The sequence below is a fragment of the Leifsonia aquatica H1aii genome (assembly GCF_000633535.1).
Classification (GTDB): domain Bacteria; phylum Actinomycetota; class Actinomycetes; order Actinomycetales; family Microbacteriaceae; genus Leifsonia; species Leifsonia aquatica_A.
Window position 1 is genome coordinate 118111 of sequence record NZ_AYMR01000011.1, and the last position, 22470, is coordinate 140580.

General features: G+C 71.6%; 24 protein-coding genes. 13 read left to right on the forward strand and 11 right to left on the reverse strand.

Going from position 1 to position 22470, the window contains the following annotated elements; all coding sequences use genetic code 11:
* Positions 1–20 precede the first annotated feature (20 nt).
* Together U870_RS0112845 and U870_RS0112850 are read right to left on the reverse strand one after the other, a co-directional pair.
* Positions 21–1766, reverse strand: a complete 1746-nt coding sequence (locus tag U870_RS0112845) for an oleate hydratase (protein WP_025157793.1) — start codon at positions 1764–1766, stop codon at positions 21–23.
* A gap of 66 nt (positions 1767–1832) precedes the next feature.
* Complete coding sequence (locus U870_RS0112850; protein ID WP_025157794.1) at positions 1833–2438, reverse strand: TetR/AcrR family transcriptional regulator; 606 nt, start codon at positions 2436–2438, stop codon at positions 1833–1835.
* Between the two features lie 74 nt (positions 2439–2512).
* Between U870_RS0112850 and U870_RS0112855 the strand changes: the two genes are divergently transcribed.
* Entirely contained in the window at positions 2513–3352 is an 840-nt protein-coding gene (locus U870_RS0112855; RefSeq protein ID WP_025157795.1) for an SDR family oxidoreductase, read from the forward strand.
* A 21-nt stretch (positions 3353–3373) separates the two neighbouring features.
* Here the strand turns inward: U870_RS0112855 and U870_RS0112860 are convergent, their stop codons facing one another.
* Positions 3374–4294, reverse strand: a complete 921-nt coding sequence (locus U870_RS0112860; RefSeq protein WP_025157796.1) for an alpha/beta hydrolase — start codon at positions 4292–4294, stop codon at positions 3374–3376.
* Positions 4295–4313: 19 nt separating this feature from the next.
* Between U870_RS0112860 and U870_RS0112865 the strand changes: the two genes are divergently transcribed.
* The 3 genes from U870_RS0112865 to U870_RS0112875 all read left to right on the forward strand — a co-directional run bounded on the left by U870_RS0112865 (position 4314) and on the right by U870_RS0112875 (position 7833).
* Positions 4314–5102, forward strand: a complete 789-nt coding sequence (locus U870_RS0112865) for an SDR family NAD(P)-dependent oxidoreductase (protein ID WP_025157797.1) — start codon at positions 4314–4316, stop codon at positions 5100–5102.
* A 358-nt stretch (positions 5103–5460) separates the two neighbouring features.
* Entirely contained in the window at positions 5461–6210 is a 750-nt protein-coding gene (locus U870_RS0112870; RefSeq protein WP_025157798.1) for an Ig-like domain-containing protein, read from the forward strand.
* Between the two features lie 147 nt (positions 6211–6357).
* Positions 6358–7833, forward strand: coding sequence for a deoxyguanosinetriphosphate triphosphohydrolase family protein (locus tag U870_RS0112875; protein ID WP_025157799.1), 1476 nt, complete (start codon positions 6358–6360; stop codon positions 7831–7833).
* A 70-nt stretch (positions 7834–7903) separates the two neighbouring features.
* Here U870_RS0112875 and U870_RS0112880 read toward each other — a convergent pair whose 3' ends face one another.
* Positions 7904–8779 carry a hypothetical protein gene (locus tag U870_RS0112880; RefSeq protein ID WP_025157800.1) on the reverse strand — a complete coding sequence of 292 codons (876 nt, stop codon included), beginning with the start codon at positions 8777–8779 and terminating at the stop codon, positions 7904–7906.
* Between the two features lie 173 nt (positions 8780–8952).
* On the opposite strand from U870_RS0112880, the gene U870_RS0112885 reads away from it, so the two are divergent.
* The 4 genes from U870_RS0112885 (at position 8953) to U870_RS0112900 (ending at position 11826) form a co-directional block, all read left to right on the forward strand.
* Entirely contained in the window at positions 8953–9813 is an 861-nt protein-coding gene (locus U870_RS0112885) for a hypothetical protein (protein ID WP_025157801.1), read from the forward strand.
* Between the two features lie 58 nt (positions 9814–9871).
* On the forward strand, positions 9872–10423 hold the full coding sequence (locus tag U870_RS0112890) for a putative immunity protein (protein WP_025157802.1): 552 nt from the start codon (positions 9872–9874) through the stop codon (positions 10421–10423).
* Positions 10424–10535: 112 nt separating this feature from the next.
* Positions 10536–11483 (forward strand): MerR family transcriptional regulator, encoded by a 948-nt coding sequence (locus U870_RS0112895; RefSeq protein WP_025157803.1) that lies wholly within the window; start codon positions 10536–10538, stop codon positions 11481–11483.
* A gap of 4 nt (positions 11484–11487) precedes the next feature.
* Positions 11488–11826, forward strand: a complete 339-nt coding sequence (locus U870_RS0112900; RefSeq protein ID WP_025157804.1) for an antibiotic biosynthesis monooxygenase family protein — start codon at positions 11488–11490, stop codon at positions 11824–11826.
* Here the strand turns inward: U870_RS0112900 and U870_RS0112905 are convergent.
* Positions 11798–12466: a phosphatase PAP2 family protein gene (locus U870_RS0112905; protein WP_025157805.1), complete on the reverse strand. Its 669-nt coding sequence runs from the start codon at positions 12464–12466 to the stop codon at positions 11798–11800. The two genes, U870_RS0112900 and U870_RS0112905, sit on opposite strands and share 29 nt — an antisense overlap.
* 36 nt (positions 12467–12502) lie before the next feature.
* Positions 12503–13279 (reverse strand): COG4705 family protein, encoded by a 777-nt coding sequence (locus tag U870_RS0112910; RefSeq protein ID WP_240183697.1) that lies wholly within the window; start codon positions 13277–13279, stop codon positions 12503–12505.
* Between the two features lie 124 nt (positions 13280–13403).
* Between U870_RS0112910 and U870_RS0112915 the strand changes: the two genes are divergently transcribed.
* Positions 13404–14069, forward strand: coding sequence for a response regulator transcription factor (locus tag U870_RS0112915; RefSeq protein WP_025157807.1), 666 nt, complete (start codon positions 13404–13406; stop codon positions 14067–14069).
* On the forward strand, positions 14066–15064 hold the full coding sequence (locus U870_RS0112920) for a sensor histidine kinase (RefSeq protein ID WP_025157808.1): 999 nt from the start codon (positions 14066–14068) through the stop codon (positions 15062–15064). The genes U870_RS0112915 and U870_RS0112920 overlap by 4 nt, the downstream gene beginning before the upstream one ends.
* 26 nt (positions 15065–15090) lie before the next feature.
* Here U870_RS0112920 and U870_RS0112925 read toward each other — a convergent pair whose 3' ends face one another.
* The 3 genes from U870_RS0112925 to U870_RS0112935 form a co-directional block, all read right to left on the reverse strand.
* Positions 15091–15894, reverse strand: coding sequence for a COG4705 family protein (locus tag U870_RS0112925; RefSeq protein WP_025157809.1), 804 nt, complete (start codon positions 15892–15894; stop codon positions 15091–15093).
* A gap of 63 nt (positions 15895–15957) precedes the next feature.
* Positions 15958–16599 carry a DedA family protein gene (locus tag U870_RS0112930; protein WP_025157810.1) on the reverse strand — a complete coding sequence of 214 codons (642 nt, stop codon included), beginning with the start codon at positions 16597–16599 and terminating at the stop codon, positions 15958–15960.
* 50 nt (positions 16600–16649) lie between these two features.
* Entirely contained in the window at positions 16650–17258 is a 609-nt protein-coding gene (locus tag U870_RS0112935; RefSeq protein WP_025157811.1) for a TetR/AcrR family transcriptional regulator, read from the reverse strand.
* A gap of 88 nt (positions 17259–17346) precedes the next feature.
* Between U870_RS0112935 and pdhA the strand changes: the two genes are divergently transcribed.
* From pdhA to U870_RS0112950, 3 genes are all read left to right on the forward strand, one after another.
* Positions 17347–18456, forward strand: coding sequence for a pyruvate dehydrogenase (acetyl-transferring) E1 component subunit alpha (pdhA, locus tag U870_RS0112940; protein ID WP_025157812.1), 1110 nt, complete (start codon positions 17347–17349; stop codon positions 18454–18456).
* Complete coding sequence (locus tag U870_RS0112945) at positions 18453–19445, forward strand: alpha-ketoacid dehydrogenase subunit beta (protein WP_025157813.1); 993 nt, start codon at positions 18453–18455, stop codon at positions 19443–19445. Before pdhA ends, U870_RS0112945 begins: the two co-directional genes overlap by 4 nt.
* 91 nt (positions 19446–19536) lie before the next feature.
* Entirely contained in the window at positions 19537–20832 is a 1296-nt protein-coding gene (locus tag U870_RS0112950) for a dihydrolipoamide acetyltransferase family protein (protein WP_025157814.1), read from the forward strand.
* Between the two features lie 77 nt (positions 20833–20909).
* On the opposite strand, the gene U870_RS22600 is transcribed toward U870_RS0112950, so the two are convergent.
* Positions 20910–21563, reverse strand: coding sequence for a SagB/ThcOx family dehydrogenase (locus U870_RS22600; RefSeq protein ID WP_025157815.1), 654 nt, complete (start codon positions 21561–21563; stop codon positions 20910–20912).
* 141 nt (positions 21564–21704) lie between these two features.
* On the reverse strand, positions 21705–22367 hold the full coding sequence (locus tag U870_RS0112960) for a fasciclin domain-containing protein (RefSeq protein ID WP_025157816.1): 663 nt from the start codon (positions 22365–22367) through the stop codon (positions 21705–21707).
* Positions 22368–22470 lie beyond the last annotated feature (103 nt).

Sequence of the window (22470 nt, forward strand, 5' to 3'; positions counted from 1 at the left end):
ACGAAGATCGCCTCCTCGACTCAGATCACCCCGTACTCCTCCAGCAGCCGGCCGATCATCGTCTTCTCCACGTAACGCTTGGCGAAGGCCGGAACCGGCACCTTCTTGCCGTCGCGCAGATAGTGCGTCGACTTGATGAGCTCGCGCACGTCGTAGATCGACCCGAACACCTCCGGCACACCGCGCTCGACGTCCAGAAGCTGGTAGACCGCCTCCATCGCCGTGCGCACCGAGTACTCGGTGGTGAAGATGCAGTCGCGGGTCGACTCGGCGAACTGGCCGATGAAGGCGAAGTTCTTCACGCCGGACGGCACCACGTCGGGACGGTCCCCCGCGGCGCGCGGGAGGAAGAACGCCGTGATGAACGGCATCATGCACGGGCGGGTGATCGCGCCGGTCGCCGCCAGGCCATCGATCTCGTCCAGCGGGACGCCCAGGTGGTAGAGCCACTCGCGGGTGATCTCCTCCCCGGTGCACTCGCGCATCGGCTTCTTCACGTAGTCGCCGGGGACGTCGGTGAAGAGGCCGTAGAACCAGACCACGGTCTGGTCGTCCGGCTGCTGTGAGAAGTGCGGCTGGCGGTTCACGGTCCAGCTGAGCAGCCACGCGGAGTCCCGCGCGGTGACGATGCCGCCGGTGACGACCTTGCCGGAACGCATCGGACGCTGGGCGATCCGCTCGATGTAGGCCGGGATGCGCTCGTCCAGCGTCGTGATCGACGCCGACTCCCACTGCGACTTCTCCGGCGAGGTGCAGAACGTGTCGGGGTGGCCGAACGACGGGTCCTGCGCCGCGATGTTCCGCCAGAGGTGCCAGCTGCCGCCATCGTGCACCACCGGATCGAACGCGGCGGGGGTGTGGTGGTCGCCCCACTCCGAGTTCTCCACCAGGGACCCGTTGGTGACGAACACCAGGTCGTCCTCGGTGAGGTCGAGCCCGCCCTCGACGCCCTCGCGGATCCACGCGATGTGCTTCGCGACCTTCTTCTCGGGCGAGATGTCGAATCGCACATCCATCACCCGGGTGTCGAACTGCACCTTCACGCCCTGCGCCCGCAACCAGGTGACGAGGGGGAGCACGAGCGACTCGTACTGGTTGTACTTGGTGAACTTCAGGGCGCTGAAGTCGGGCAATCCGTCGATGTGGTGGATGAAGCGCTGCACGTAGAGCTTCATCTCCAGTGCGCTGTGCCACTCCTCGAACGCGAACATCGTCCGCCAGTACAGCCAGAAGTTCGACGCGAGGAAGTCCGGCCCCATGACCTCGTCGATCCGCTTGTCGTAGAGCTGCTCGGGCAGCGCGAGGACGAGATCGACGACGGCCTTGGTCGCCTTGCGGTCGAGGGTGAAGGTCATCCCCGTCTTCGCGTCCTGACCTCGGTCGACGGTCGCGCGCTGCAGCGAGAAGTTGGGATCGTCCTTGTTGAGCCAGTAGAACTCGTCGAGCACCGACGCGCCCTCGATCTCCAGGGACGGGATCGAGCGGTAGAGATCCCAGAGGCACTCGAAGTGGTCCTCCATCTCGCGGCCGCCGCGGATGAGCCAGCCGGTCTCGGCATCGCCCGCGCCGTCCAGGGCGCCGCCGCCGATCGAGGAGGCCTCGAGCACCGTGATCCGGTCGCCCGCCATCTGCCCGTCCCGGATCAGGAATGCGGCCGCGGCCAGTGACGCCAGGCCGCCGCCCACCAGGTAGGCCGATTTGGCGTCGACGCCCTGCGGCTTGCGCGGGCGCGCGAACGCCTCGTAGTTGCCCTTGCTGTAGTACATGAACTCCCCCTCCGGTCTCGACACCGCCATCCTCCCCGGGCGCGAGGCATGTGTCGAGGAGGGAGATCAGACCAGGATGCCGTTGAGCACCAGGTCGACGAGACCGGCCGCGTGGTCCGGCTGCCGGCCCGGCCGGTCCTCGCGCCGGGCGAGCACCACGAACAGCACCGACCCGATGATCGTGCTCGCGACGACGTCCCGATCCACGCCCGGCCGGATCTGCCCGGCCTCGATCCCGAGGCTCAGCCGATCGGCGACCGCCCGCCGGGTGGGCTCCGTGAAGCGGTCCCACAGGGCGTCGGCGGTGGCCGCATCGGTCGACGCCGCGACGACGAAGGCGCGCACCAGCGGGGCCCCCTCCGGCGCGGTCATCCGGCCCACCAGGCTCTCGACGATCTCCCGGAGATCCGCGGCGACGTCCCCGGTGCTCGCCGCGGCGAAGGGCTCCACCGGCTGCACCGGCACCCCGCCGTCGAGCACCGCGTCGACCACCACCGCCGCCTTCGACCCCCACCACCGGTAGAGGGTCTGTTTGCCGACGCCCGCCCGGGCGGCGATCCCATCGACCGAGACGCCCTCGTAGCCGTCGGCGTGCAGCAGCTCACGGGTGGCCTCCAGGATGGCCGACCGGGCCTGAGTGCTGCGGGGCCGTCCCCGGCGTGCGTCTGTCATTGCGAGAAGCCTATGCGAGGACTAGATTCATTTACGAGACCGATCGTCTCATAAATTCTCGCGAAGGAGCAGGCATGCCGGACCGCATCATCGTCGTCGTCGGAGTGGGCGGGATGGGCGAGGCCATCGCCCGTCGCATCGCACCGGGATCCCGCTTGGTCATCGCCGATTACAGCCAGGCTGCACTCGACCGGGTGGCCGCCGCACTGGAGGCGGACGGCATCGACGTCGTCGCCCACCAGGTCGACGTCTCGTCCCGCGAATCCGTGGCCGCCCTCGCCGCGTCGGCCGCCTCCCTCGGAGACGTCGTGACGGTCGCGTGGACGGCCGGGCTCTCCCCGGTGCAGGCCCCCACCTCTGCCATCGTGGCCGTCGATCTGCTCGGCGTCGCGTACGGGCTGGAGGAGTTCGGCGCTGTGATTGCCGAGGGCGGGGCCGGAGTGGTCATCGCCAGCATGGCGGGAACGATGGCGGCCGAGCAGTTGCCCGCCGAACTCGTGGGCGCACTCGCGCTGACGCCGACGGACCAGCTCGCGGCCCTGCCGTTCCTGCAGGAGGGCGGGATCCCCGACCCCGGTGCGGCGTATGGGATCGCCAAGCGCGGCAACCAGGTGCGGGTGCGTGCGGCGAGCCTGGCCTGGGGCGCCCGCGGCGCGCGGATCAACAGCATCAGCCCGGGCGTCATCTCCACCCCGATGGGCGAACAAGAGCTGGCCGGCGAGTCCGGCGCGACGATGCGCGCCATGGTCGCCGCCTCCGGAACCGGCCGCCTCGGCACCCCCGACGACATCGTGGACGCGGCCGCCTTCCTGCTCGGCGACGAGGCGAGCTTCATCACCGGGACCGACCTGCTGGTGGACGGCGGCGTAGTCGCCGCCGTGCTCTCCGGGGCGCTCACGCTGCCCCGCGGCTGAGGGTCGGCGGCGGGAGGGGCATCAGCCCGCGATCGTCGCCGCCAACCAGGCACGGGCGCGCTCCAGCAGCGCCACGGCCGGTGCCGTCTCGCGCGCCCAGTTCTCGAAACCGTGCGGCGCCCCGCCGACGACCTCGAGCTGCACGGGGACCCCGACGCTCGCGAGGCGCTGAGCGTAGTCGACGTCCTCGGCGTGGAAGAGCTCGATGTCGCCAACCGCGATGAACGCCGGCGGGAGCCCGGCGAGGTCCGCCCTCCGGGCCGCGGCCGCGAAGGGCGGCACGTCCGGGCCTCCCGGCTCCGCGGCCAGGTAGCTGCGCCAGGAGTAGTGGTTGGCCCGGTTGTTCCAGATCCAGTGGTCGACCGTGTCGAGCGAGCGGTCGGCCGCCGTGCGGTCGTCGATCATGGGCGCGAACAGCCACTGGCCGATCGGCTGGACCCCTCCCTCGTCCGCCAGTCGTTGGACGAGGGCGGCAGCGAGCCCGCCTCCGGCGCTCTCCCCGCCCACGACGACGCGGTCGGCACGCAACCCGAGCGCGTCCGCGTGCGCCTGGACGGCGGCCCAGGCCGCCTGCACGTCGTCCAGCGGAGCGGGGAACGGATGCTCGGGGGCGAACCGATAGCGAGCGGAGACGACCGTGATGCCGAGGTCGGCAGCGGTCTCCGCACAGAGCGCCTCGTCCTGCCTCGGGTTGCCGAACACGAGGCCCCCGCCGTGGATCCAGAGCAGGCCGGCGTCCCCGCGCTGCACCGAAGGCCGGTAGACCCGGAGCCGGCTGCCGCCGATCCTCTCCTCGGCGACACGGACGCCCTCCACTCGGGCCGAGGGCAGGAAGCGGGTGGCCGTGCGGATCAGCGTCCGCGTCAGGCGCTTCGACGCGTCCGTGGCGGGCAGCTTCCGTGTGGCCTCCCGCAGGAGCGGGTCGACGTTCTCGATGTCCATTGCTCGGTATGGTCGCACTATGACCGCCGCCACTGCCACCACGACCCGCACCCCCTTCGACCTGACCGGTTCGCGCGCCCTCGTCACCGCCGCGAGCCGCGGGCTGGGCCGGGAGATCGCGCTCGAGCTCGCCGGGCAGGGGGCGGACGTCGTGATCGGCGTGCGCGACCCCGACGGGTCCTCCGACCTCGTCGACGAGCTCGGCGCGTTCGGGGTGCGTGCCGCGGCGATCCGCCTGGACGTGCTGGACCTCGCCGCGAGCCGGGCGGCGATCGATGACGCCACAGCCGAGCACGGCCCGTTCGACATCCTCGTCAACAACGCCGGCGGCGGCGTCGATGCGCCCGCACTCGAGGTCACCGAGGAGGACTTCGACCGGGTCTGGCAGCTCAACACCCGCTCCACCTTCTTCCTCTCCCAGCACATCGCGAAGAGCATGCGGGAGAACGGCGGGGGCGCGATCGTGAACATCGCCTCGCAGGCGGGGCTCGTCGCGCTCCCCGGCGAGTCCTCCTACTGCGCGGCCAAGGCCGCGGTCGTGCACCTGACCCGATGCCTCGCCGTCGAATGGGGCCCGTACGGGATCCGCGTGAACGCCGTCGCCCCCACCTTCATCGAGACGGACGGCACGGCGGCGGCCCTCTCCGACGACGCGTTCCGCGCCGACACCATCGACCGGATCGCCGCCCTCCACCGCATCGGCGTCCCGGCCGAGGTGTCGGGTGCGGTCGCGTTCCTCGCGTCGCCCGCGGCCTCCCTCGTCACGGGCCAGACCCTCGCGATCGACGGAGGCTGGACGGCGCGCTGACGCGGAGCGCGAGCACGCCTGGGCGAGCAGGTCTCGCCGCGAGGTTCCGACGTACGCGTAGACAGCATCCCGCCCACCGCACTCCGGCCTGCCCGGTCCCGGAATTGCGCAACACGGCTACGTAAACCGGCGGTGTCGGCCGCGGAATCCCGGCGTCTGTGCGCGCACAGTTGAGAGCACGACGTGTGAATGACCCATCGCGTCGAATGGTCCGTCGCCCTGCGACACTCGTCCTGGTTTCCGGAGAGTGCTGGCCGACCGTGGCCACGTACCCGCACCTCCGCGACACGGCAGCGATCCGCCCTCGTCACCAGCACCTTCTTCGCGCTCCAACGCACCCGCACAGATTGGAACACGCATGTCCCGCATCCTGCGCCTCTCCCTGGTCGCCGCCGTCGCGGCCGTCACCGCCGGCCTCGCGATCCCCTCGTCGGCGAACGCCGACGGCAGCGGGTTCAGACCGAACGCGCCCGCTGCCGGAAGCACCATCGCACCGGCGCAGGTCTTCAGGGGAACCGCCGTCCCTCCTGCCGCTCAGCCGGGCGACGAGATCCGGCTGCACGTGTTCCCCGTCGCTGAAGCCGCCGGTAGCTGCTCCCCCGCCACGCAGGTGGGGAGCGCGTTCGTCGGAACGGGTGGGACGTATGAGATCACGATGGAGAAGACCCTCCGAGACGGTCTCGCGATCGCCGAGTTCTGCACGGACGCGGGCAGCGCTGCCCTCGGAACCGTCATCATGGACAACCCGCTCACCGTCACCTCGCCCGCGCTCGGGGCCACCCTCCTGGTCGACGCCGCGACCGTCACCGGCACCGGAAGCCCCGGATCCACCGTCACCGCGGCAGCCGACGACGGCACCCCGCTCGGCAGCGCGGTGGTGGATGCGGCTGGAGCGTGGACCCTCACCCTCATCGGAGCCCCCGAGGGCCGGCTGCACGTCACCTTCACCCAGGACGCCAAGAGCGTCGATGCCGAGTTCGTCGTCGTCGCCCAGACGGAGGGCACCCCCCTGATCGCACCGGCGATCGCCGCCGGTGCGATCGCTGCCGCCGCCCCCGCGATCGGTGCTCTTCACCTCCGTCGCCGCACCGTCCGCCGCACCAGCTGACGCGCACGGCAGAGCCTGCCCCCATGGCAGATCCCGGCCCGCACGGACGGGTCGGAGCACCCCTGGGAGCAGCGTCGCCTCACCTGCGCTGCAGCGCGCGGCCGCGGATCGTGGTACATCTGCTGGAGGACGACAGATCGGAACCCCGTGCCCAGAGACACCCGCCGGTTCGCCGAGAGCGACGCCGAGCCCACACAGGGCGCCTTCGCCGTCGACCTCGAACGGGTGCAGTTCTCGCCCTACTTCTCCCGGCTCTCGGCCGTGACCCAGGTCATCTCGCCCTCGACGGCGGGCGCCCCGGTGCACAACCGCCTCACGCACACTCTGAAGGTCGCCTCGGTCGCGCGCTCGATCGCGGACGGCATCGGCACCACCGCCGCGGGGCCCTGCGACCCGAACGTGGTGGAGGCCGCGGCGTGCGCACACGACCTGGGGCACCCTCCCTTCGGTCACCTCGGGGAGGCCGTGCTCAACCGCATCGCGCGCGACGAGCTGGGCCTGGCGGACGGGTTCGAAGGCAACGCCCAGACCTACCGGATCATCGCGTCGCTGGACGTGGTGGAGCACGCGCCGAGCGGCCTCGACCTGACCGCCGCCGCCCGCGCCGCGATCGCGAAGTACCCGTGGTCCCCGCGCGCCGACGCCCGCGAACTGCACCACGCGGACGGCGTGCCCCGCGGCATCCACCGGGCCGGCGCCGACTACGACGTCTTCAAGTACTCGACCTATTTCGTCGACGAGGCCGACCTCGACGAGGCCCGTCGGGAGGTCGGCGCCCGCCCGCTGCGGCAGACCGTCGAGGGGGCGGTCATGGACATCGCCGACGACATCGCGTATTCCGTGCACGACATCGACGACTTCTACCGGGCCGGCATCCTCGACCACGCCTCGGTCACCGCCGAGTTCCACGGTTGGCTGGACGACGTGCCGACCTGGGCGGCCGCCGACGCGCACGACCTGCTCGCCAGCGGCGCACCCGGTGCCGCCCTGGAGCGCCTGCGCCGCAAGATCGACCGCGACGACCCCTGGATCGCGACGGACGACGCCTTCTACGACGCGGTCTGGGCGGTCAACGCCGAACTGGTCGACGCCCTGCTCATCCGCCCCTTCGACGGCTCCCTCGCGCTCGAACGCGAGCTCGCGGCCTTCACCGGGCGGTGGATCCGCGGCTTCGTGGAGTCGGTCGGCGTCACGCAGTCGGGCTCGTTGCGGACCGGGCCGGTCAGCCTCGGCACCGCCGCGTGGCACCGGGTCGAGATCCTCAAGTTCCTGCACCGGCAGTTCGTGCTCAGCCGACCGGACCTCGCAATCCAGCAGCGCGGCCTCAGCACCGTGATCTCGCGCACCGTCCGCTCGCTGATCGAGTGGATGGAGGACGAGCACGACCGGCAGCGCGTGCCGCGTCGCCTGCGGGAGCTGATCGACCTCGCCCGCGAGGACTACGCGGCGATGGACCAGGCGCGCTATCGTGCGATCGCCGCCTGGCGCCCGGTCGACGATCTCGCCCGCGGGCGAGGAGTGGTCGACTACGTGGCGTCGCTCTCCGACGCCCAGGCGGCCGATCTCTCCGACGCTCTTTCCGGCCGTGGCGACCGGATCTGGTCCCTCGGCCACCGGGTCTAGGCGCTCCACCGACCGAACGTCGCTGCGCTGGCCGTTGCTGCGCTGGCCGTTCCTGCGCTGCCGTCCGGGGCTAGCCGTTCCGCCGCGGGTTCCCCTCGCCGCGTGCCGGTCGTCGCACGGAGGGTCGACGACCGAACCCGGAGACCGGCGGGTCGGAGAGGGAGATGACGCCCGTGCCCTGTGCGCCGCGCGAGAAGACGACCCAGCGTTCGCCCTGCGCAGTCTCGAACACCCACTGACGATCCGACCGCGGATCGCGCGTCCAGACGCGTTCGAGGTCGCCGGTCGAGCCTCCCGTCGCCGAACGCCACGCCTCCAGCAGCTCCGGCGGCACCCCGGCGGCGATGTCTGCGGCACCCGTCAGCACGCGCGAAGCGCCGTGCGCCGCACCCGGTTCCCTCGTCCGGTCGCCGTGCGCCGGACGCCCCCCGCCACGAGCAGGGGACGGCAGCGGTGCGGGCACCGGGAGCGAAGGCACCGCCGGAGCCTCCTGGTTCTGGGCGGGGCCTCCCGCCGCGGGACGTTCCGGTTCCGGTTCGGTGCTCCCCGGTCCTGCCGTGCCGTCCTCGCCCTCCTCGCCTTCTTCGCCCTCCTCGTCGCCGCCGCCGTCGTCGCCATCCGGAGACGCCAGGGCTGTCGCGAGCTGCTCGTGGAGGTCGGCGATCTGCTCGAGCACCGTGTCCGTGTCCCGCGCGGTGAGCAGGTAGATCATCACCGCGAAGAACAGCGCCCACAGCGTCGCGATGAGACCGACGACACCGGTCGGGCTGGCGTCGCCGCCGAACAGCACCACGATCACAGTAACGACCACCCCGGCGGCGAAGGTCACGACCGTCACCCGCCCGGGGAACTTCGCGAGATGGTCGAGCATCCAGTGGTAGAAGCGGGCGCGGGGCGCGGACGGGCCGTCGGTGACGACGACCTCGTCGTCAGGAGGGACGCTCATGAGCAGGACGCTACCCCTTCCGGCGCCCGAGCGCAGATCGTTCCGGAGGATGACGGCGACGGCAGAACATCCGCACCGCGACGGATGACCACGCGGTTCCGCGTCCGCTGGACTGGGGATCGCCGCCGCACCCGCCCGTGGCGAGCACCCATCCCCGACTCCGGAGGTCTCCCGTGTCCCTCGCCGCCCCGTCCCCGCGCCCGTCGCTGCCCCCTGCTCTGCGCTCCGTGCTGCGCTCGCCCTGGACCCTCGTGGGAGCCGGCGCGCTCGGCGCCGCCGCCGTCACCCAGCTGCCGTGGCGCGCCGCCGATGCCTGGCCCGGCGCCGCAGGCGTCGACGAGGCGAACCTCTCCGGCCGGCTGAGCTCGGCGTTCGTCGCATTCTGGCAGTCCGGGAGTCCGGCCGTCGGTGCCGACCTCGCCCACGTGGCCGCCTACTGGCAGGCGTTCCACATCACGAAGGCGGTGGCCGCGGCCGCACTGCTCGGCATCCTGGTGCTGCTGGGAGTGCGGATCTGGCAGGCGTTCGCCCGCACGGAACGGCCGGGCATGCGCTGGCTGCTCGGCACCGCCGGGGTGCTCGGTGCCCCGCTGGCTCCGTTCGTCCTGGTCGTGCTCCTCGCCAACGTGCAGGGCGCCGTGGCCCCGCTGTCGTCGGTGCTGACGTTCCTGCCCGTGGAAGGCTCCGATCCGGCGGTCGCCCAGGCGGTCGCACAGATCGGCGACGGCCTTCGCAGCGGAGCACTGTCTCCGGCCCTCGCGGCGCTGGTGGACGACTTCCGCACGTACCACGCGGTGCTGGCCGCGTGCGCGCTGGCCGCCGCCGCCGCGATCGTCGTGACGAGCGTCGTCCTGCTCGTCCTCCGGGCGCGACTGCCGCGAGAGCAGCGGAGCGCCCGTCGCGTCCTGACCACGATCGCCTGCCTGATCCCCGCGGTGGCGCTGTGCCTGGCGGTCATCGCCCTCGCCAACTACTCGACGGTCGAGGACACGGTGCCCGCTCTGGTCGAGTTCTTCAGCGGCAGCGGACTGTGACCCCGCCCGCCGACGATCCGGCCCGGCGTCGCGCCTCCCGATGTGGGAGTGTGCAGGGGTGGCTTCTTCCCAATCCCTGAGCGAGTCGGACCGTCGTGTCGTCGCGGCCTGGGCGGCGGACTGCGCCGAACGGGTCCTCGACCTGTTCGCGGCGGAGGCGCCCGACGACGAGCGGCCGCGCGAGGCGATCGCGCGAGCCCGGGCCTTCTCCCGCGGGGAGCTCGACACCGCCGGGGAGATCCGTCGGCGCTTCGTGGCCGGCCGGGCCGCGCACGCCGTGTCCGGCGCCGCGGCGATCGCTGCCGCCCGCGCCGCTGCCCAGGCCGCCGGGGTCGCCCACATGGGAGCCCACGCGCTGGGAGCGGCGGCTTACGCGGCCGTGGCCGTCGGACGCGCCGCCCCCGACCGACCGCAGGCGACGGAGGACGAGATCCGTTGGCAGGTCGCGCGGTTGAGTCCCGCAGCGCGGTCGGCGCTCGCGCAGCTGCCGCCGCTCGGAGAGGACTCCGCGGGCCCGCTCGGAACCGGGCTCCTCGCGAAAGGCGCTCTCGGCACCGCGATCCGCCTGCTGCAGACCGAGATCGGCAGCACGACACTGCGGGAGGGGTGACCGTCCGGCATCACGCCGGGACGCGGGCGGACTCCTGCCGCTCAGTCGTCGCTGCTCCGCCTCCTTGACCTTGTCCCACGGGACAGGGTCTACATTCTCCTCGGAGGTGCCCATGAGGATCGGCGAACTGGCACAGCGGGCCGGAGTCTCGACGAAGGCGGTGCGCTACTACGAGCGACTCGGCCTGGTCCGGCCCGCCCGCGCGGCGAACGGCTATCGCGACTACGACGACGGTCACCTGCGCGCGGTCGTGGAGATCCGCGAGCTGGCGTCGACCGGGATCAGTGCGCGCAAGACCGCCCCGTTCCTGGAGTGCCTGGAGCTCGGCCACGACCACAGCGACGAGTGCGTGTCGTCCCTCGCCGCGCTCCGCGACAGCATCGCCGAGATCGACGACATCATGGCCGTCCTGCACGATCGGCGCGCGCGACTGGTCGAACGGCTCGACGACGGCGCCGCACGAACGTTCCCGAAGGAGGATCCCGTGACCGACTACACCACGCTTCCCGCAGGCCTGCCCGCCCCGCAGGACGACGGCGCGGCCGACCACCTGCCCGGACTGGCGGCGCCGGCTCTCGCCTTCGCCGCCACGGACGGGCGCGAGGTCGATCTCGCCCAGCTCGGCCCCCGCAGAACCGTGATCTACCTCTACCCGCTCACCGGCCGCCCGGGAGTCGACCTGCCCGACGGATGGGACGCCATCCCGGGGGCACGCGGCTGCTCGACCGAGGCCTGCGACTTCCGCGACCACTTCGACGACCTCGCGGAGGCCGGGGTGAGTGCGGTCTTCGGCTTCTCGAGCCAGGCCCGCGACTACCAGGCCGAGGTGGTCGAGCGGTTGCGGCTGCCGTTCGCGATGCTCTCCGACGAGGACTTCCGGCTCGCGGACGCCCTTCGGCTCCCGACGTTCGCCGCCGACGGGCACGAGCGTCTCTACGCGCGCCTGACCCTCATCGTCCGGGACGGCGTCGTCGAGCACGTGTTCTATCCGATCTTCCCGCCGAACACTCACGCCCGCCAGGTGCTCGACTGGCTGCGCGAGAACCCGTCGGAGGGCTGACGGCATGTACACGTCCACGTTCATCTTCGACGCCAAGGCCTACGACGGCGACTTCCACCGCCTGAACGACGAGATCGCCGAGCGTGCGCGCCGGATCCCCGGCTTCCTGGGTGAGGAGGAGTGGACCAACGACGCGACGGGCCTGCACTCCGAGGTCTACTACTGGGAGACGCTGGAGGCGCTGCACCAGCTGATCGGGATGGACACCCATCGGGAGGCGAAGCGCCGGCACGATCGCTGGATCGGCCAGCACCGCGTCGTCATCGCCGAGGTCGTCAGCACCTACGGCGACGCGACACTCGGGCTCCAGCACGTCACGCCGGGACGCGCTCCCGGGAACTGACCAGCACGCGCGCAGCGACGAGGTTCCAGAGGCCGGCGAAGAGCACGACGCCACCGACGCCGTTGAGCACCGCACCGACGACATCCGAGCCGTAGTGCACGCCGAGATACAGCCGCGACCAGGCCACCACCAGCACGAAGACCACCCCGAGCACGGTGACGACTGCGCGGGAGCCCGGGCGGCGGCAGACCATCACGAGTGCGGTCGCCAGGGCGGTCGCGAAGACCACGTGGCCGCTCGGATAGCTCAGGGTCGCCGGGGTGACGTGGACGATGTGGCTCAGCCCCGCCACGGACGGGCGCGGCTCGGCGACGATCGTCTTCACGACGAGGGTGGTGATCCAGCCCAGACCGGTCACGACGCACGCCCCGAGGGCGAGCCGCCAGCCGCGCACGAACAGAAGGACGACGAAGACGACGGCCAGGACCGCAGCGACGACGACCGGCCGGTCCAGGCCGTCCAGCAGGAGTGCCAGCTGGTCGAGAGCCGGGGAGTTCACGCGGTTGATCGCGTCGTCCAGGCCCGCGAATCGGAGCGCCGGGGCGGCCTTGGCGGCGAACCCGAGCACGAACGTCGCGGCGAACAGGACCACCGTCCACACGATCCAATGGCGCGGGATGCGCAGCAGAGCGGTCTTCACGTCAGGGTCCCTTCGACGACTTCTCGATCGTGACAGTCAAGCGGAGCGCCGCTGAGGAACCTCTAAGGACGAGGCCGCGGAGCCTGAGGATTCCCGAGGACGCGTCGAGAGCACGGCCACACAGACGACGATCGCGCCGAATAGGACAAGGCTGACCGGCCCGGTGCCCAGCCCGAGGCCCCCGAGTGCGTGCGATCGTGAGAACCAGTCGGCGAACGAGGCCCCGAACGGGCGGGTGAGCACGTACGACGTCCAGAAGGCGGCGGTGGCGCCCATCCCCCACCAGCGGTAGGCGGCGCCGGGGATCGCGAACAGCACGCCGAACAGGACGCCCGCCGCCAGGAAGCCGAGGCCGAAGGTCACCGCCGTGAGGTCTCCGACCGCCGTCCCGAGCGCGAACGTCGCCAGCACGGCGCACCAGTAGAACAGCTCACGCGCACGGGTGTCGATGCGGTGCACGGAGAGCGTGCGCTGGGTGCGCCACCAGAGCACGAACACCACGGCGAGCGCGATCGCGAATCCGGCGGCCGACACGAGGTAGGGTACGCCGAACTGCACGTGCAGCACATCGGCGACCATCGTGCCGAAGACGGCGACCATCAGCACGGCGAGCCAGTACACCCACGGGAGGTAGCGTCGCACCGCGAGCTGGAGCACGAGCGCACCGGCGAAGACCAGGAAGGTCACGCCGACCACCAGGTACGGGTCGAAGGTCTTGACGAGGAAGTCGGACGCGGTCTCGCCCATCGCGGTCGTGAGCAGCTTGGTCACCCAGAACAGCGCGGTCACCTCGGGTACTTTGTTGCGCAGCATGGTCGCATCCTGGCCGAGGCGTTCCCAGAAATCTCTGAGACGGTTCGGTGGACGGCCGATCCTCAGAGCCGTCTGGGATCCGGTCCGCCAGACTGGAGGCCGCAGGCGGCAGGAGGTGAGTCGGATGGCGATGGACAGGCTGCGGGTGCTGCTGATCGAGGACGACCCCCGGCTGGGACCGCTCATCGAGCAGGTGCTGGCCGAGGTCTACGACGTGACGCGGGCTGTGGACGGCGAGACGGGGCTCGCCGCCGGGCTCTCCGGCGACTACGACGCCCTCGTCGTGGACCGCCGGCTGCCGGGCCTGAGCGGGACGGAGGTGGTGACCGCCCTGCGCGAGCGACGGGTGGTCGCCCCCATCCTGATGCTGACCGCGCTCGGGGCGGTGCACGACCGGGTGGACGGACTCGACGCCGGGGCGAACGACTACCTCGTGAAGCCGTTCGAGTTCGACGAGCTGCTCGCACGCCTGCGCGCGCTGACCCGCACCTTCACCGGGGAGGGCAAGGAGCTGCCGATCGGCGGCTGGCGGTTCCACCCGGAGAGCCGCGCGATCTACTCGCCCTACGAGGGACGCATCCTGCTGACCGATCGTGAGGCCGCCCTGCTGCGGCTGCTGGCCGAGAACCCGCTGCGGACGTTCTCGCGACGCCAGATCCTCACCGCCGTGTTCGAGGCGGACGAGCAGGACGGCACCGTCGACACCTACGTGCACTACGTGCGCCGCAAGACGGACCCCGACATCATCACGACCGTGCGCGGCCAGGGCTACCGGCTGGGGCAGCTGTGAGCGGGCACCGCACGCCGGGCCGAACCGCGCAGGACGCCGACCTGCGGGAGGTGCGGGCCGCCTCCCGCTCGGTCGGGCTGCAGCTCGCGATCGCCTCCGGAGCGCTCGTGGTCGCGGCCATCGGCGTCGCGTTCTTCTTCGTCCTCGACCAGTTGCGGCCGGCGGAGGTGGACGAACCGCCTAAGCCCGGCGAGCACAAGATCTACATCGACACGACGGAGGCGATGATCGCGTTCATCGTCGTCGGCCTGCTCGCCGTGGCGATCGCCGGCGTGCTCAGCATGATCGTCACCCGGCGGGCCGTCCGCCCGCTCGGCCGGGCGCTGCAACTGCAGCGGGACTTCGTGGCCGACGCCAGCCACGAGTTGCGGACACCCCTCGCGGTGCTCGACGCCCGCCTCCAGGTGCTCCAGCGCGGGCTGGCCGACGACGACCCGTCGACGGCCACGGTGGCCGAGCTGCGCGCGGACACCCGCACCCTGATCGACGTGGTCAACGACCTGCTGCTGGCCGCCGATCCTGAGCGGGAGGCGGTCGTCGCGCCGGCGCCGTTGGCCGATCCCGTCGGACGTGCCGTCACGTCGCTGCGGGTGCTCGCCTCCGACGCCGGGGTGGAGCTCGTGCTGGAGGCGGAGGGCGACGTGCTGACGACCATCCCGCCCGCAAGCCTGCAACGCTGCGCGACGGCGCTCGTCGACAACGCGCTCGCCCACTCCCCCGCCGGCGGCCGAGTCACCGTGAGCGTGCGACGCGACGGCCCGGACGCGCTGCTCGTCGTCGCGGACCAGGGCCCGGGCATCGTCGGGATCGACCCCGCCCGGATCTTCGACCGCTTCGCCCATGCGCAACCGGAGACGCCCCGCCGCACCGGCGCCGGCTTCGGCATCGGCCTCGCGCTGGTCCGCGAGATCGCCGCCCGGCACGGCGGCGATGTCACGGTCGAGGCGACCGGACCGACCGGCACGGTCCTGGCGATGCGGGTCCCAGCCGCCTGAGCCGCCGGTGCCCGCATCGCCGCGGCTCAGTCCAGGCCGATGCGGCGGCCCGTCACGTCGGCGGTGAGCGAACGGCTCCGGCCGCGAGCGAGGGTCAGGGACACCACGAGGGCGACGATCGCCAGCAGGAAGAGGGCGCTGGTCGTGACCGTGCCGAGTCCGAGACCTCCCGCATCGGTGGGCTGGGAGAGCAGGTCGCCCAGCGACGCGCCGAGCGGCCGCGTCAGCACGTACGCGATCCAGAACGCGACGACGGCGTTCAGTCGCAGCGCGGCATGCGCCACCGCGACCACGACGATGGCGGCGGCGAAGACGCCCACCGAGGCCAGATAGCCCAGGTCCAGCTGCTCGGCGAGGAGGTCGCCGGCCGCCGTACCGAGGGCGAAGGTGAAGAGGATCGCCAGCCAGTAGAAGGCTTCGCGGCGACGGGTGACGATCTCGTGGATGGAGAGCGTGCGTTCCACGGCGTACCAGACGGAGAAGGTCGCGATCAGCGCGACGGCGAACACCGTCGTGGAGACCACGAGGGGGACGCCGAGACCATCGGTCAGATTGTCGGTGATGAGGGTGCCGACGACGCTGATCAGCACGACCGTCAGCCAGTAGATCCACGGGACGTAGCGCCGGCTGCGGAACTGCACGACCAGCACGGCCAGGAACAGGGCGGCCATGATCAGAGAGGTCAGCTGGGTGCCGAGATTCACGCTGGTCGCGAGCAGGTCGGCGGCGGTCTCCCCGACGGTCGTGGCGAGAATCTTGATGGCCCAGAACGCCGCGGTCGGTTCCGGCACCTTGTTGGAGCGGACGGGGAGGCGGTTCGGCTCGGTCACGGGGATCCCTTCGGTCGATCGGGTCGGACCGTCGAACGCTACGGGCGGCCGCCCCAGCTCCCGCTAAGAATCGGCACGCGCACGCCGGCGCATCACGATCACCCGCACCAGCACCGGGACGACGGAGACGACCACGATGCCGATGAGCACCAGGTCGAGGTACTGTGCAACGAAGTCCGCCACGCCCGGGATGTGCCCCAACCCGTAGCCGAGGAGGATGACCGCCGTCGCCCAGATCGCGGCGCCGGCCACGTTGAAGACGGTGAAGAGCGTCCAGTGCATCCGCCCGACGCCCGCCGCGACCGGGGCGAAGGTGCGCACCACCGGGACGAATCGGGCGACCGTCACGGCCGCGCCTCCGAAACGGTCGAAGAAGCCCTGCGTCCGCTCCACGCTCGCGCGGCTGAAGAAGCCGGACTCCCTCCGTTCGAAGACGGCGGGACCGGTGCGACGTCCGATCGTGTAGCCGACCTGGTCACCCAGCATCGCGGCGACCACCACCGCGACGATGATCACCCACAGCGGTTCGCTGAAGTGGCCGGTGAGCGCGAGGACCCCGGTGAAGAACAGGAGGGTGTCCCCGGGAAGGAAGAATCCGACCAGCAGGCCGGTCTCGACGAAGACGATCGCGCACACCCCGAGGAGCGCCCACGGGCCGGCGGCCTGGATGATGCTCTGCGGGTCGATCAATCCGAGATGGGTCATGCGGCCAGTCAAACCCGGGCGTCCCCAGAAACCTCCAAGGACGCCCGCGCTCAGCCCAGCCCGAGCAGCCGCAGGGCCCCCTGCGCCTGGGCGGCCGCCTCCCGTCGCGTCGGCGCCGCGCGCAGACCGAGAAGGCGCTGGCGATGCGGCTCGCCCAGCAGCAGGGCGAAGAGCGCGGTCGCGCGTTCCCGGTCGGGAGACGGCAGCCGCTGGTCGAGGGCGACGATGTACGACCGGGGGCCGTCGGCGTAGAACCGCTCGGCGAGTCCCGGGAGGCTGCTCGCCTCCGCGATCATGAGGCGATGGAGGCCGATCGCCTCGTCCGAGTGCAGGGTGAACACGATGGCTGCCGCGAGCTCCGGGAGGCTGTGGGCATCGTGGGGCACGTCGAGCACCCGCTCGCGCAGCCGGTCGACGGCGGCGATGCCGATGTCGGTGCGGTCGCCGAAGTAGCCGTAGATCGTGCGCTTGGTGACGTGGGCCTCCGCGGCGATGCTGTCGAGCGTCACCTGGTGGAATCCGTCCGCGATCAGCAGCCGCACGGCGGCGTCGAGGATGTCGTCGCGGCGTTGCGCGCGCTCCTGCTCGGTGGGGCGGCCGCGTTTGCGCGGGGCGGCCGTCTCAGGGCTCGGGGTCGACGGTCGGTCTCGGGAGGCCATCGCGCCTCCTTCGTGGTCGTCACGGTGCCGCACCCATTCTACAATGAAACGAGATCCGTATCATTATGGGACGACGAGGAGAACCTGCATGCCCCCATCCGCACCCCCACGCAAGCGGCCGGCGAGACGCACCACCCCCGCGGGCGCGCCGGCCGATGCCGCACAGCTGCTGGCCTTCTACCGCAGGATGCTGCTCATCCGACGATTCGAGGAACGCACGGCCCGTGCCTACACCGAGGCACGGATCGGCGGGTACTGCCACCTCAACCTCGGCGAGGAGGCGACCGTCGTCGGCCTCATGTCGGCGCTCTCGCCCACCGACTACGTCTTCACGAACTACCGCGAGCACGGGTACGCCATCGCCCGCGGGATCGAACCGCGCCGGGTCATGGCCGAGCTCTACGGCCGCAGCGACGGGGTCTCCCGCGGGTGGGGCGGCTCGATGCACATGTTCGATGTCGCGGCTCGCTTCCTGGGCGGCTACGGGATCGTCGGCGGGCAGCTCCCCCTCGCCACGGGCGCCGCCCTGGCGATCGACTACCGCGGCGGCGATGAGGTGGTGCTGTGCCTGATGGGCGACGGCACGACCAACATCGGCGCCTTCCACGAATCGCTCAACCTGGCGGCGCTGTGGCGGCTGCCGATCGTCTACGTGGTCGTCAACAACGGGCTGGGGATGGGCACGACCGTGGACCAGTCGTCGGCCGAGCCCGACCTGTACAAGCGGGCGGCGGCGTACCGGATGGACGCGGCACGCGTCGACGGCAACGACCCCGCGGCGGTGTTCGAGGCGGCGACGGCGGCGATCGCCGGTGCGCGTGCGGGGCGGCCCTTCCTGCTGGAGGCGACCTCCGGCCGGCTCAAGGGCCACTCGGTGGTCGACCCGGCGCGGTACCGAACGGCCGACGAGGTCGCCGGGCTGCGCGCGGCCGACCCGGTCGCCGGATTGGCCGCACGGCTCCTGGCCGACGGGGCGGCGACCGGCGAGACCCTCGCGGAGATCGAGGCCGAGGTCGTGGCCCAGGTCACCGATGCGGCCGCCTTCGCCGAGGCGAGCCCGCATCCCGATGTGTCGACGCTGTTCGACTACACGTACGCGACGCCCGTCGCGAACGACTCGCGCCGGCTGCCGGGCGAGGCCCTGTTCCCGCAACCGCCGCGCCCGGCCGCGCCCGTCGGGGCGGCGGTGCCCGCATGAGCCGGATCAGCTACCGGCAGGCACTGCACGACGCACTGCGGAGCGAACTGCTGCGCGACGGCGACGTGTTCCTGATCGGCGAGGAGATCGGGCTTTTCGAGGGCTCGTACAAGATCACCGCCGGGATGCTCGACGAGTTCGGGCCGAAGCGGGTGCGGGACACCCCGATCGCTGAGGAGGGGTTCACCGGCGCGGCCATCGGCGCGGCCATGCTCGGCCTGCGTCCCGTGGTGGAGATCATGACCATCAACTTCTCCCTGCTGGCGCTGGACCAGATCGTCAACCACGCCGCGAAGATCTACGGGATGTTCGGCGGACAGACCCGGGTGCCGCTCGTCATCCGGACCCCGGGCGGCGGCGGCCAGCAGTTGGGGGCGACCCATTCCCAGAACATCGAGCTCTACTACGCGTTCGTCCCGGGCATGAAGGTGGTCGCGCCCGCGACCCCGGCGGACGCGAAGGCCCTGCTGCTGGCCGCCATCCGGGACGACGACCCGGTGCTCGTGCTGGAGAACCTGGCGCTCTACAACACGGTGGGCGAGGTGCCCGACGAGGACGAACCGGCCGAGATCGGTCGCGCCGCCGTGACCCGGCCGGGCTCCGACATCACGGTCGTGGCGTACTCGCGCATGGCCGTCGTCGCCCTGGAGGTGGCCGAACGCCTGGCGCAGGAGGGCGTCGATGTGGAGGTCGTCGACCTGCGCAGCCTGCGCCCGCTCGACCGCGACACCGTCATCGCCTCGGTGAAGAAGACGAACTGCGCGGTCGTGCTGGAGGACGACTGGCTCACCTACGGCATCGGGGCGGAGATCGCCGCGACGATCTCCGACGGAGCGTTCGACTGGCTCGACGCCCCGGTGCGCCGCGTGGCGATGGCCGAGGTTCCGCTGCCCTACGCCAAGACCCTCGAGACCGCGGCGCTTCCGTCGGCGGAGGACGCGATCACCGCCATCCGGGAGACCCTCGACGCCGTCGCACGCCGCCGCTGACACCGCCGGAGGCCGCATCGGAATCGACACGGACCCCCGGCACCTCCCGCCCCCGCCACCGCCCGAACACCCGCACCGAGAAGAGAGCACGATGATCGACATCCTCATGCCGCGCCTGTCCGACACCATGACCGAGGGCGCCATCGCCGCCTGGCACAAGAAGCCCGGCGACCCGGTCGCCCCGGGCGATCTGCTGGTCGAGATCGAGACCGACAAGGCCCTGATGGAGCAGGAGGCCTACGACGCCGGCGTGCTCGCGGAGATCCTCGTGCCCGCGGGCGAGAACGTGGCGATCGGGACTCCCATCGCCCGGCTCGACGACGGCGGTGGGGACGGGGGCGACGGAGAGGGCGAGGTCCGGGATGGCACGAGGGTGGCCCCGCCGGAGACCGTCGTACCGGAACCGGCGACCGGGGACCCGGCGTCTGCCGAACCGCCCGTGCCGACGCCCGCAGCCGCATCCGCATCCGTGTCCGCATCCGCCGACCGCCGGACCGCATCGCCCCTGGTCCGCCGGGTGGCCCGCGAGCGCGGTCTCGATCTTGCGGTGATCATCGGCACGGGTCCGGGCGGGAGGATCGTCCGGGCCGATCTCGACGGGGCCCGTCCGGAGGTCGCCGACGCTCCGGCCTCGACCGTCGCAGTGCCGCCCGAGGCAACCCCGCCGACCGGCGCCGCCGAGGGCGACCTCTTCCCGTTCGACGGGATCCGGCGGGCGATCGCGACCCGGCTGACCGAGAGTGCGACGACCGTCCCCACCTTCACCGCCACCGTGCGTGCCGACGTCGGCGACCTGCTCGCGCTCCGCGCCCAGCTGAACCGCGCGCTCGAGAACGATTCCGCGGACGGTCGTCCGGCCATCAGCCTGAACGACCTGCTCGTGCGAGCGGTCGCCCTCGCCCTGCGGGAGCACCCGGGCGTCAACGCCTCCTACTCCGCCGAGGGCGGCGGCGCCACACTCCGGCACCGCCGGGTGAATGTCGGGATCGCCGTGGCGGCCCCGGGCGGCCTCGTGGTGCCCGTCGTCCCCGACGCCGACCGCGCCTCCGTGTCGACGATCGCCGCGCTCACCCGCGATCTGATCGCGAAGGCGGCGGACCGGACCCTGACGTCCGCCGAGATGGCCGGCGGCACCTTCAGCCTGAGCAATCTCGGCATGTACGGCGTCGACCACTTCACGGCGATCGTCAACCCGCCGCAGGGAGCTATCCTCGCCGTCGGCGCCGCCCGCGACGAGCTCGCGCTGATCGAGGGGGAGGTCGAGGCCCGCACCCTTCTCAGCCTCACGATCACGGCCGATCACCGCATCATCGACGGAGCCCTCGCCGCGCAGTTCCTGCGGACGCTTCGCGCCCTGCTGGAACACCCCCTCCGCATCCTCGCCTGACGCCTCGGCATCCGCCGAAGCGTGAGTCGTTGCGGGTGTCGAAGGACCGGCACCCGCAACGACTCACCTCGCGCGATTCAGAGGGTCCTGTGGGCGGGGGCGGGGGTGCGCGAGTCGGGGTAGTGGCCGAGGGCGACGCTGTGCAGGACGGCGCCGCGCGCGGGCGTCAGGTCGAGGAGCGTCTCCGCCTCCACGCGATCGACCTTGCCGATGGTGCAGGCGCCGATCTTCTGGTGCTGAGCGACGAGGAGCATGCTCTGGATCAGCTGTCCGGCCTCCAGCAGCAAAAAGCGCTCCGCGTTGCCGCCGAAGTGCTGCTCGGCCGAGCGGGTGTCTCCGACCGCGAAGACGTGGGCCGCCTCCGTGTCGGCGATGGTCCGGTTTGCGAGCACGCGCTGCAGCCATTCCCGAGGCGGCACGTCGATGTCGAGAGGGGTCAGCGCGTGCTCGCGGGGATCGTACCGGTAGAAGGCCGGCGGCAGGCCGTCGATCGCGCACGCAGCGACGACACAGGAGACCGGATACACGCGCCCCGGCGACGGCGTCCCCCGGCCGAAGAGCTCGGTGATCCCGGCCGACTCGTTGAGCACGGTGGCGAGCGCGGTGAGGGACAGGTGCTCGGGCGCGAACTCGTGCTGCGATCGACGTTCGCGCAGCGCCGTGACGACGCTGACCCCGGAGGCGGGGTAGTAGAGGTCGGGCGAGGGGAGGGGGATCGTGCGCGCGGTCATCACCGTGCCAGTCAAGCCCCGGGTCCCCGCCCGTGCGGCCGTGGGTGCCGGAAGTAACCCGACCTCCTCGCGCACTGACCCCGCGCACGACGAAGCGCCCGGCACGGGTCCGGGCGCTTCGTCGTTTCGGTCAGCTCAGAGTCACTGGGCCGGCGGCATCAGCACGGAGTCGATGAGGTACACCGTGGCGTTCGCGGTGTGGACGCCGCCGCAGATGACGTTGGCGTCGTTGACCTTGATCGAGTCTCCCGAGCCGGTCACCGTGACGTCGCCGCCCTCGACCGTCTTGTGGGTGCCGTCGATGTCCGACGGGGAGATCTGACCGGGGACCACGTGGTAGGTGAGGATCTTGCTGAGCGTTGCGGCGCCCGCGTCGGTCTTCAGGGTGTCGATGGTCGCAGAGTCGATCTTCGCGAAGGCGCTGTCGACCGGGGCGAAGACGGTGAACTCGCCGCCGTTCAGGGTGTCGACCAGGTTCACCTTGGGGTTGAGCTTGCCGGAGACGGCGGCGACCAGGGTGGTCAGCAGCGGGTTGTTGGAGGCGGCGGTCGCCACCGGATCCTGCGACATGCCGGCGACGGAGCCGGCGCCGGTCGGAACCTGCTTGGCGTAGGCCGCGCAGCCGGAACCGACGAGGTCCGCGGCCGGGTCGGCGGTCGCCGAGGCGGAGGGTGTCGTCATCGCCGAACCCGAGGACGAGGTCGAGGACGAGCCCGTGCCGGAGCCGGACGAACATCCGGTGAGGGCGAGGGCGAGGGCCGCGACCGTTCCCGCCACGGCGAGTGAGATCTTGGAAGTGCGCATTGTGAGACTCCTTCGTGCAGTGATGTGACGTACTTCGACGTGCTTGCTACGACGGGGCTTCGGAGCCTCGCTGATGATCGGATTGGAACGTCTTCCGGCCAAT

Bases quoted from the DNA above. Each gene is read 5' to 3' on its own strand.
- U870_RS0112870 (WP_025157798.1), top strand. From the start codon at position 5,461: ATGTCCCGCATCCTGCGCCTCTCCCTGGTCGCCGCCGTCGCGGCCGTC.
- U870_RS0112845 (WP_025157793.1), bottom strand. From the start codon at position 1,766: ATGTACTACAGCAAGGGCAACTACGAGGCGTTCGCGCGCCCGCGCAAG.
- U870_RS0112880 (WP_025157800.1), bottom strand. From the start codon at position 8,779: ATGAGCGTCCCTCCTGACGACGAGGTCGTCGTCACCGACGGCCCGTCC.
- U870_RS0112900 (WP_025157804.1), top strand. From the start codon at position 11,488: ATGTACACGTCCACGTTCATCTTCGACGCCAAGGCCTACGACGGCGAC.
- U870_RS0112865 (WP_025157797.1), top strand. From the start codon at position 4,314: ATGACCGCCGCCACTGCCACCACGACCCGCACCCCCTTCGACCTGACC.
- U870_RS0112850 (WP_025157794.1), bottom strand. From the start codon at position 2,438: ATGACAGACGCACGCCGGGGACGGCCCCGCAGCACTCAGGCCCGGTCG.
- U870_RS0112945 (WP_025157813.1), top strand. From the start codon at position 18,453: ATGAGCCGGATCAGCTACCGGCAGGCACTGCACGACGCACTGCGGAGC.
- U870_RS0112915 (WP_025157807.1), top strand. From the start codon at position 13,404: ATGGCGATGGACAGGCTGCGGGTGCTGCTGATCGAGGACGACCCCCGG.
- U870_RS0112860 (WP_025157796.1), bottom strand. From the start codon at position 4,294: ATGGACATCGAGAACGTCGACCCGCTCCTGCGGGAGGCCACACGGAAG.
- U870_RS0112895 (WP_025157803.1), top strand. From the start codon at position 10,536: ATGAGGATCGGCGAACTGGCACAGCGGGCCGGAGTCTCGACGAAGGCG.
- U870_RS0112910 (WP_240183697.1), bottom strand. From the start codon at position 13,279: ATGCTGCGCAACAAAGTACCCGAGGTGACCGCGCTGTTCTGGGTGACC.
- U870_RS0112935 (WP_025157811.1), bottom strand. From the start codon at position 17,258: ATGGCCTCCCGAGACCGACCGTCGACCCCGAGCCCTGAGACGGCCGCC.
- U870_RS0112855 (WP_025157795.1), top strand. From the start codon at position 2,513: ATGCCGGACCGCATCATCGTCGTCGTCGGAGTGGGCGGGATGGGCGAG.
- U870_RS0112950 (WP_025157814.1), top strand. From the start codon at position 19,537: ATGATCGACATCCTCATGCCGCGCCTGTCCGACACCATGACCGAGGGC.
- U870_RS0112930 (WP_025157810.1), bottom strand. From the start codon at position 16,599: ATGACCCATCTCGGATTGATCGACCCGCAGAGCATCATCCAGGCCGCC.
- U870_RS22600 (WP_025157815.1), bottom strand. From the start codon at position 21,563: ATGACCGCGCGCACGATCCCCCTCCCCTCGCCCGACCTCTACTACCCC.
- U870_RS0112960 (WP_025157816.1), bottom strand. From the start codon at position 22,367: ATGCGCACTTCCAAGATCTCACTCGCCGTGGCGGGAACGGTCGCGGCC.
- pdhA (WP_025157812.1), top strand. From the start codon at position 17,347: ATGCCCCCATCCGCACCCCCACGCAAGCGGCCGGCGAGACGCACCACC.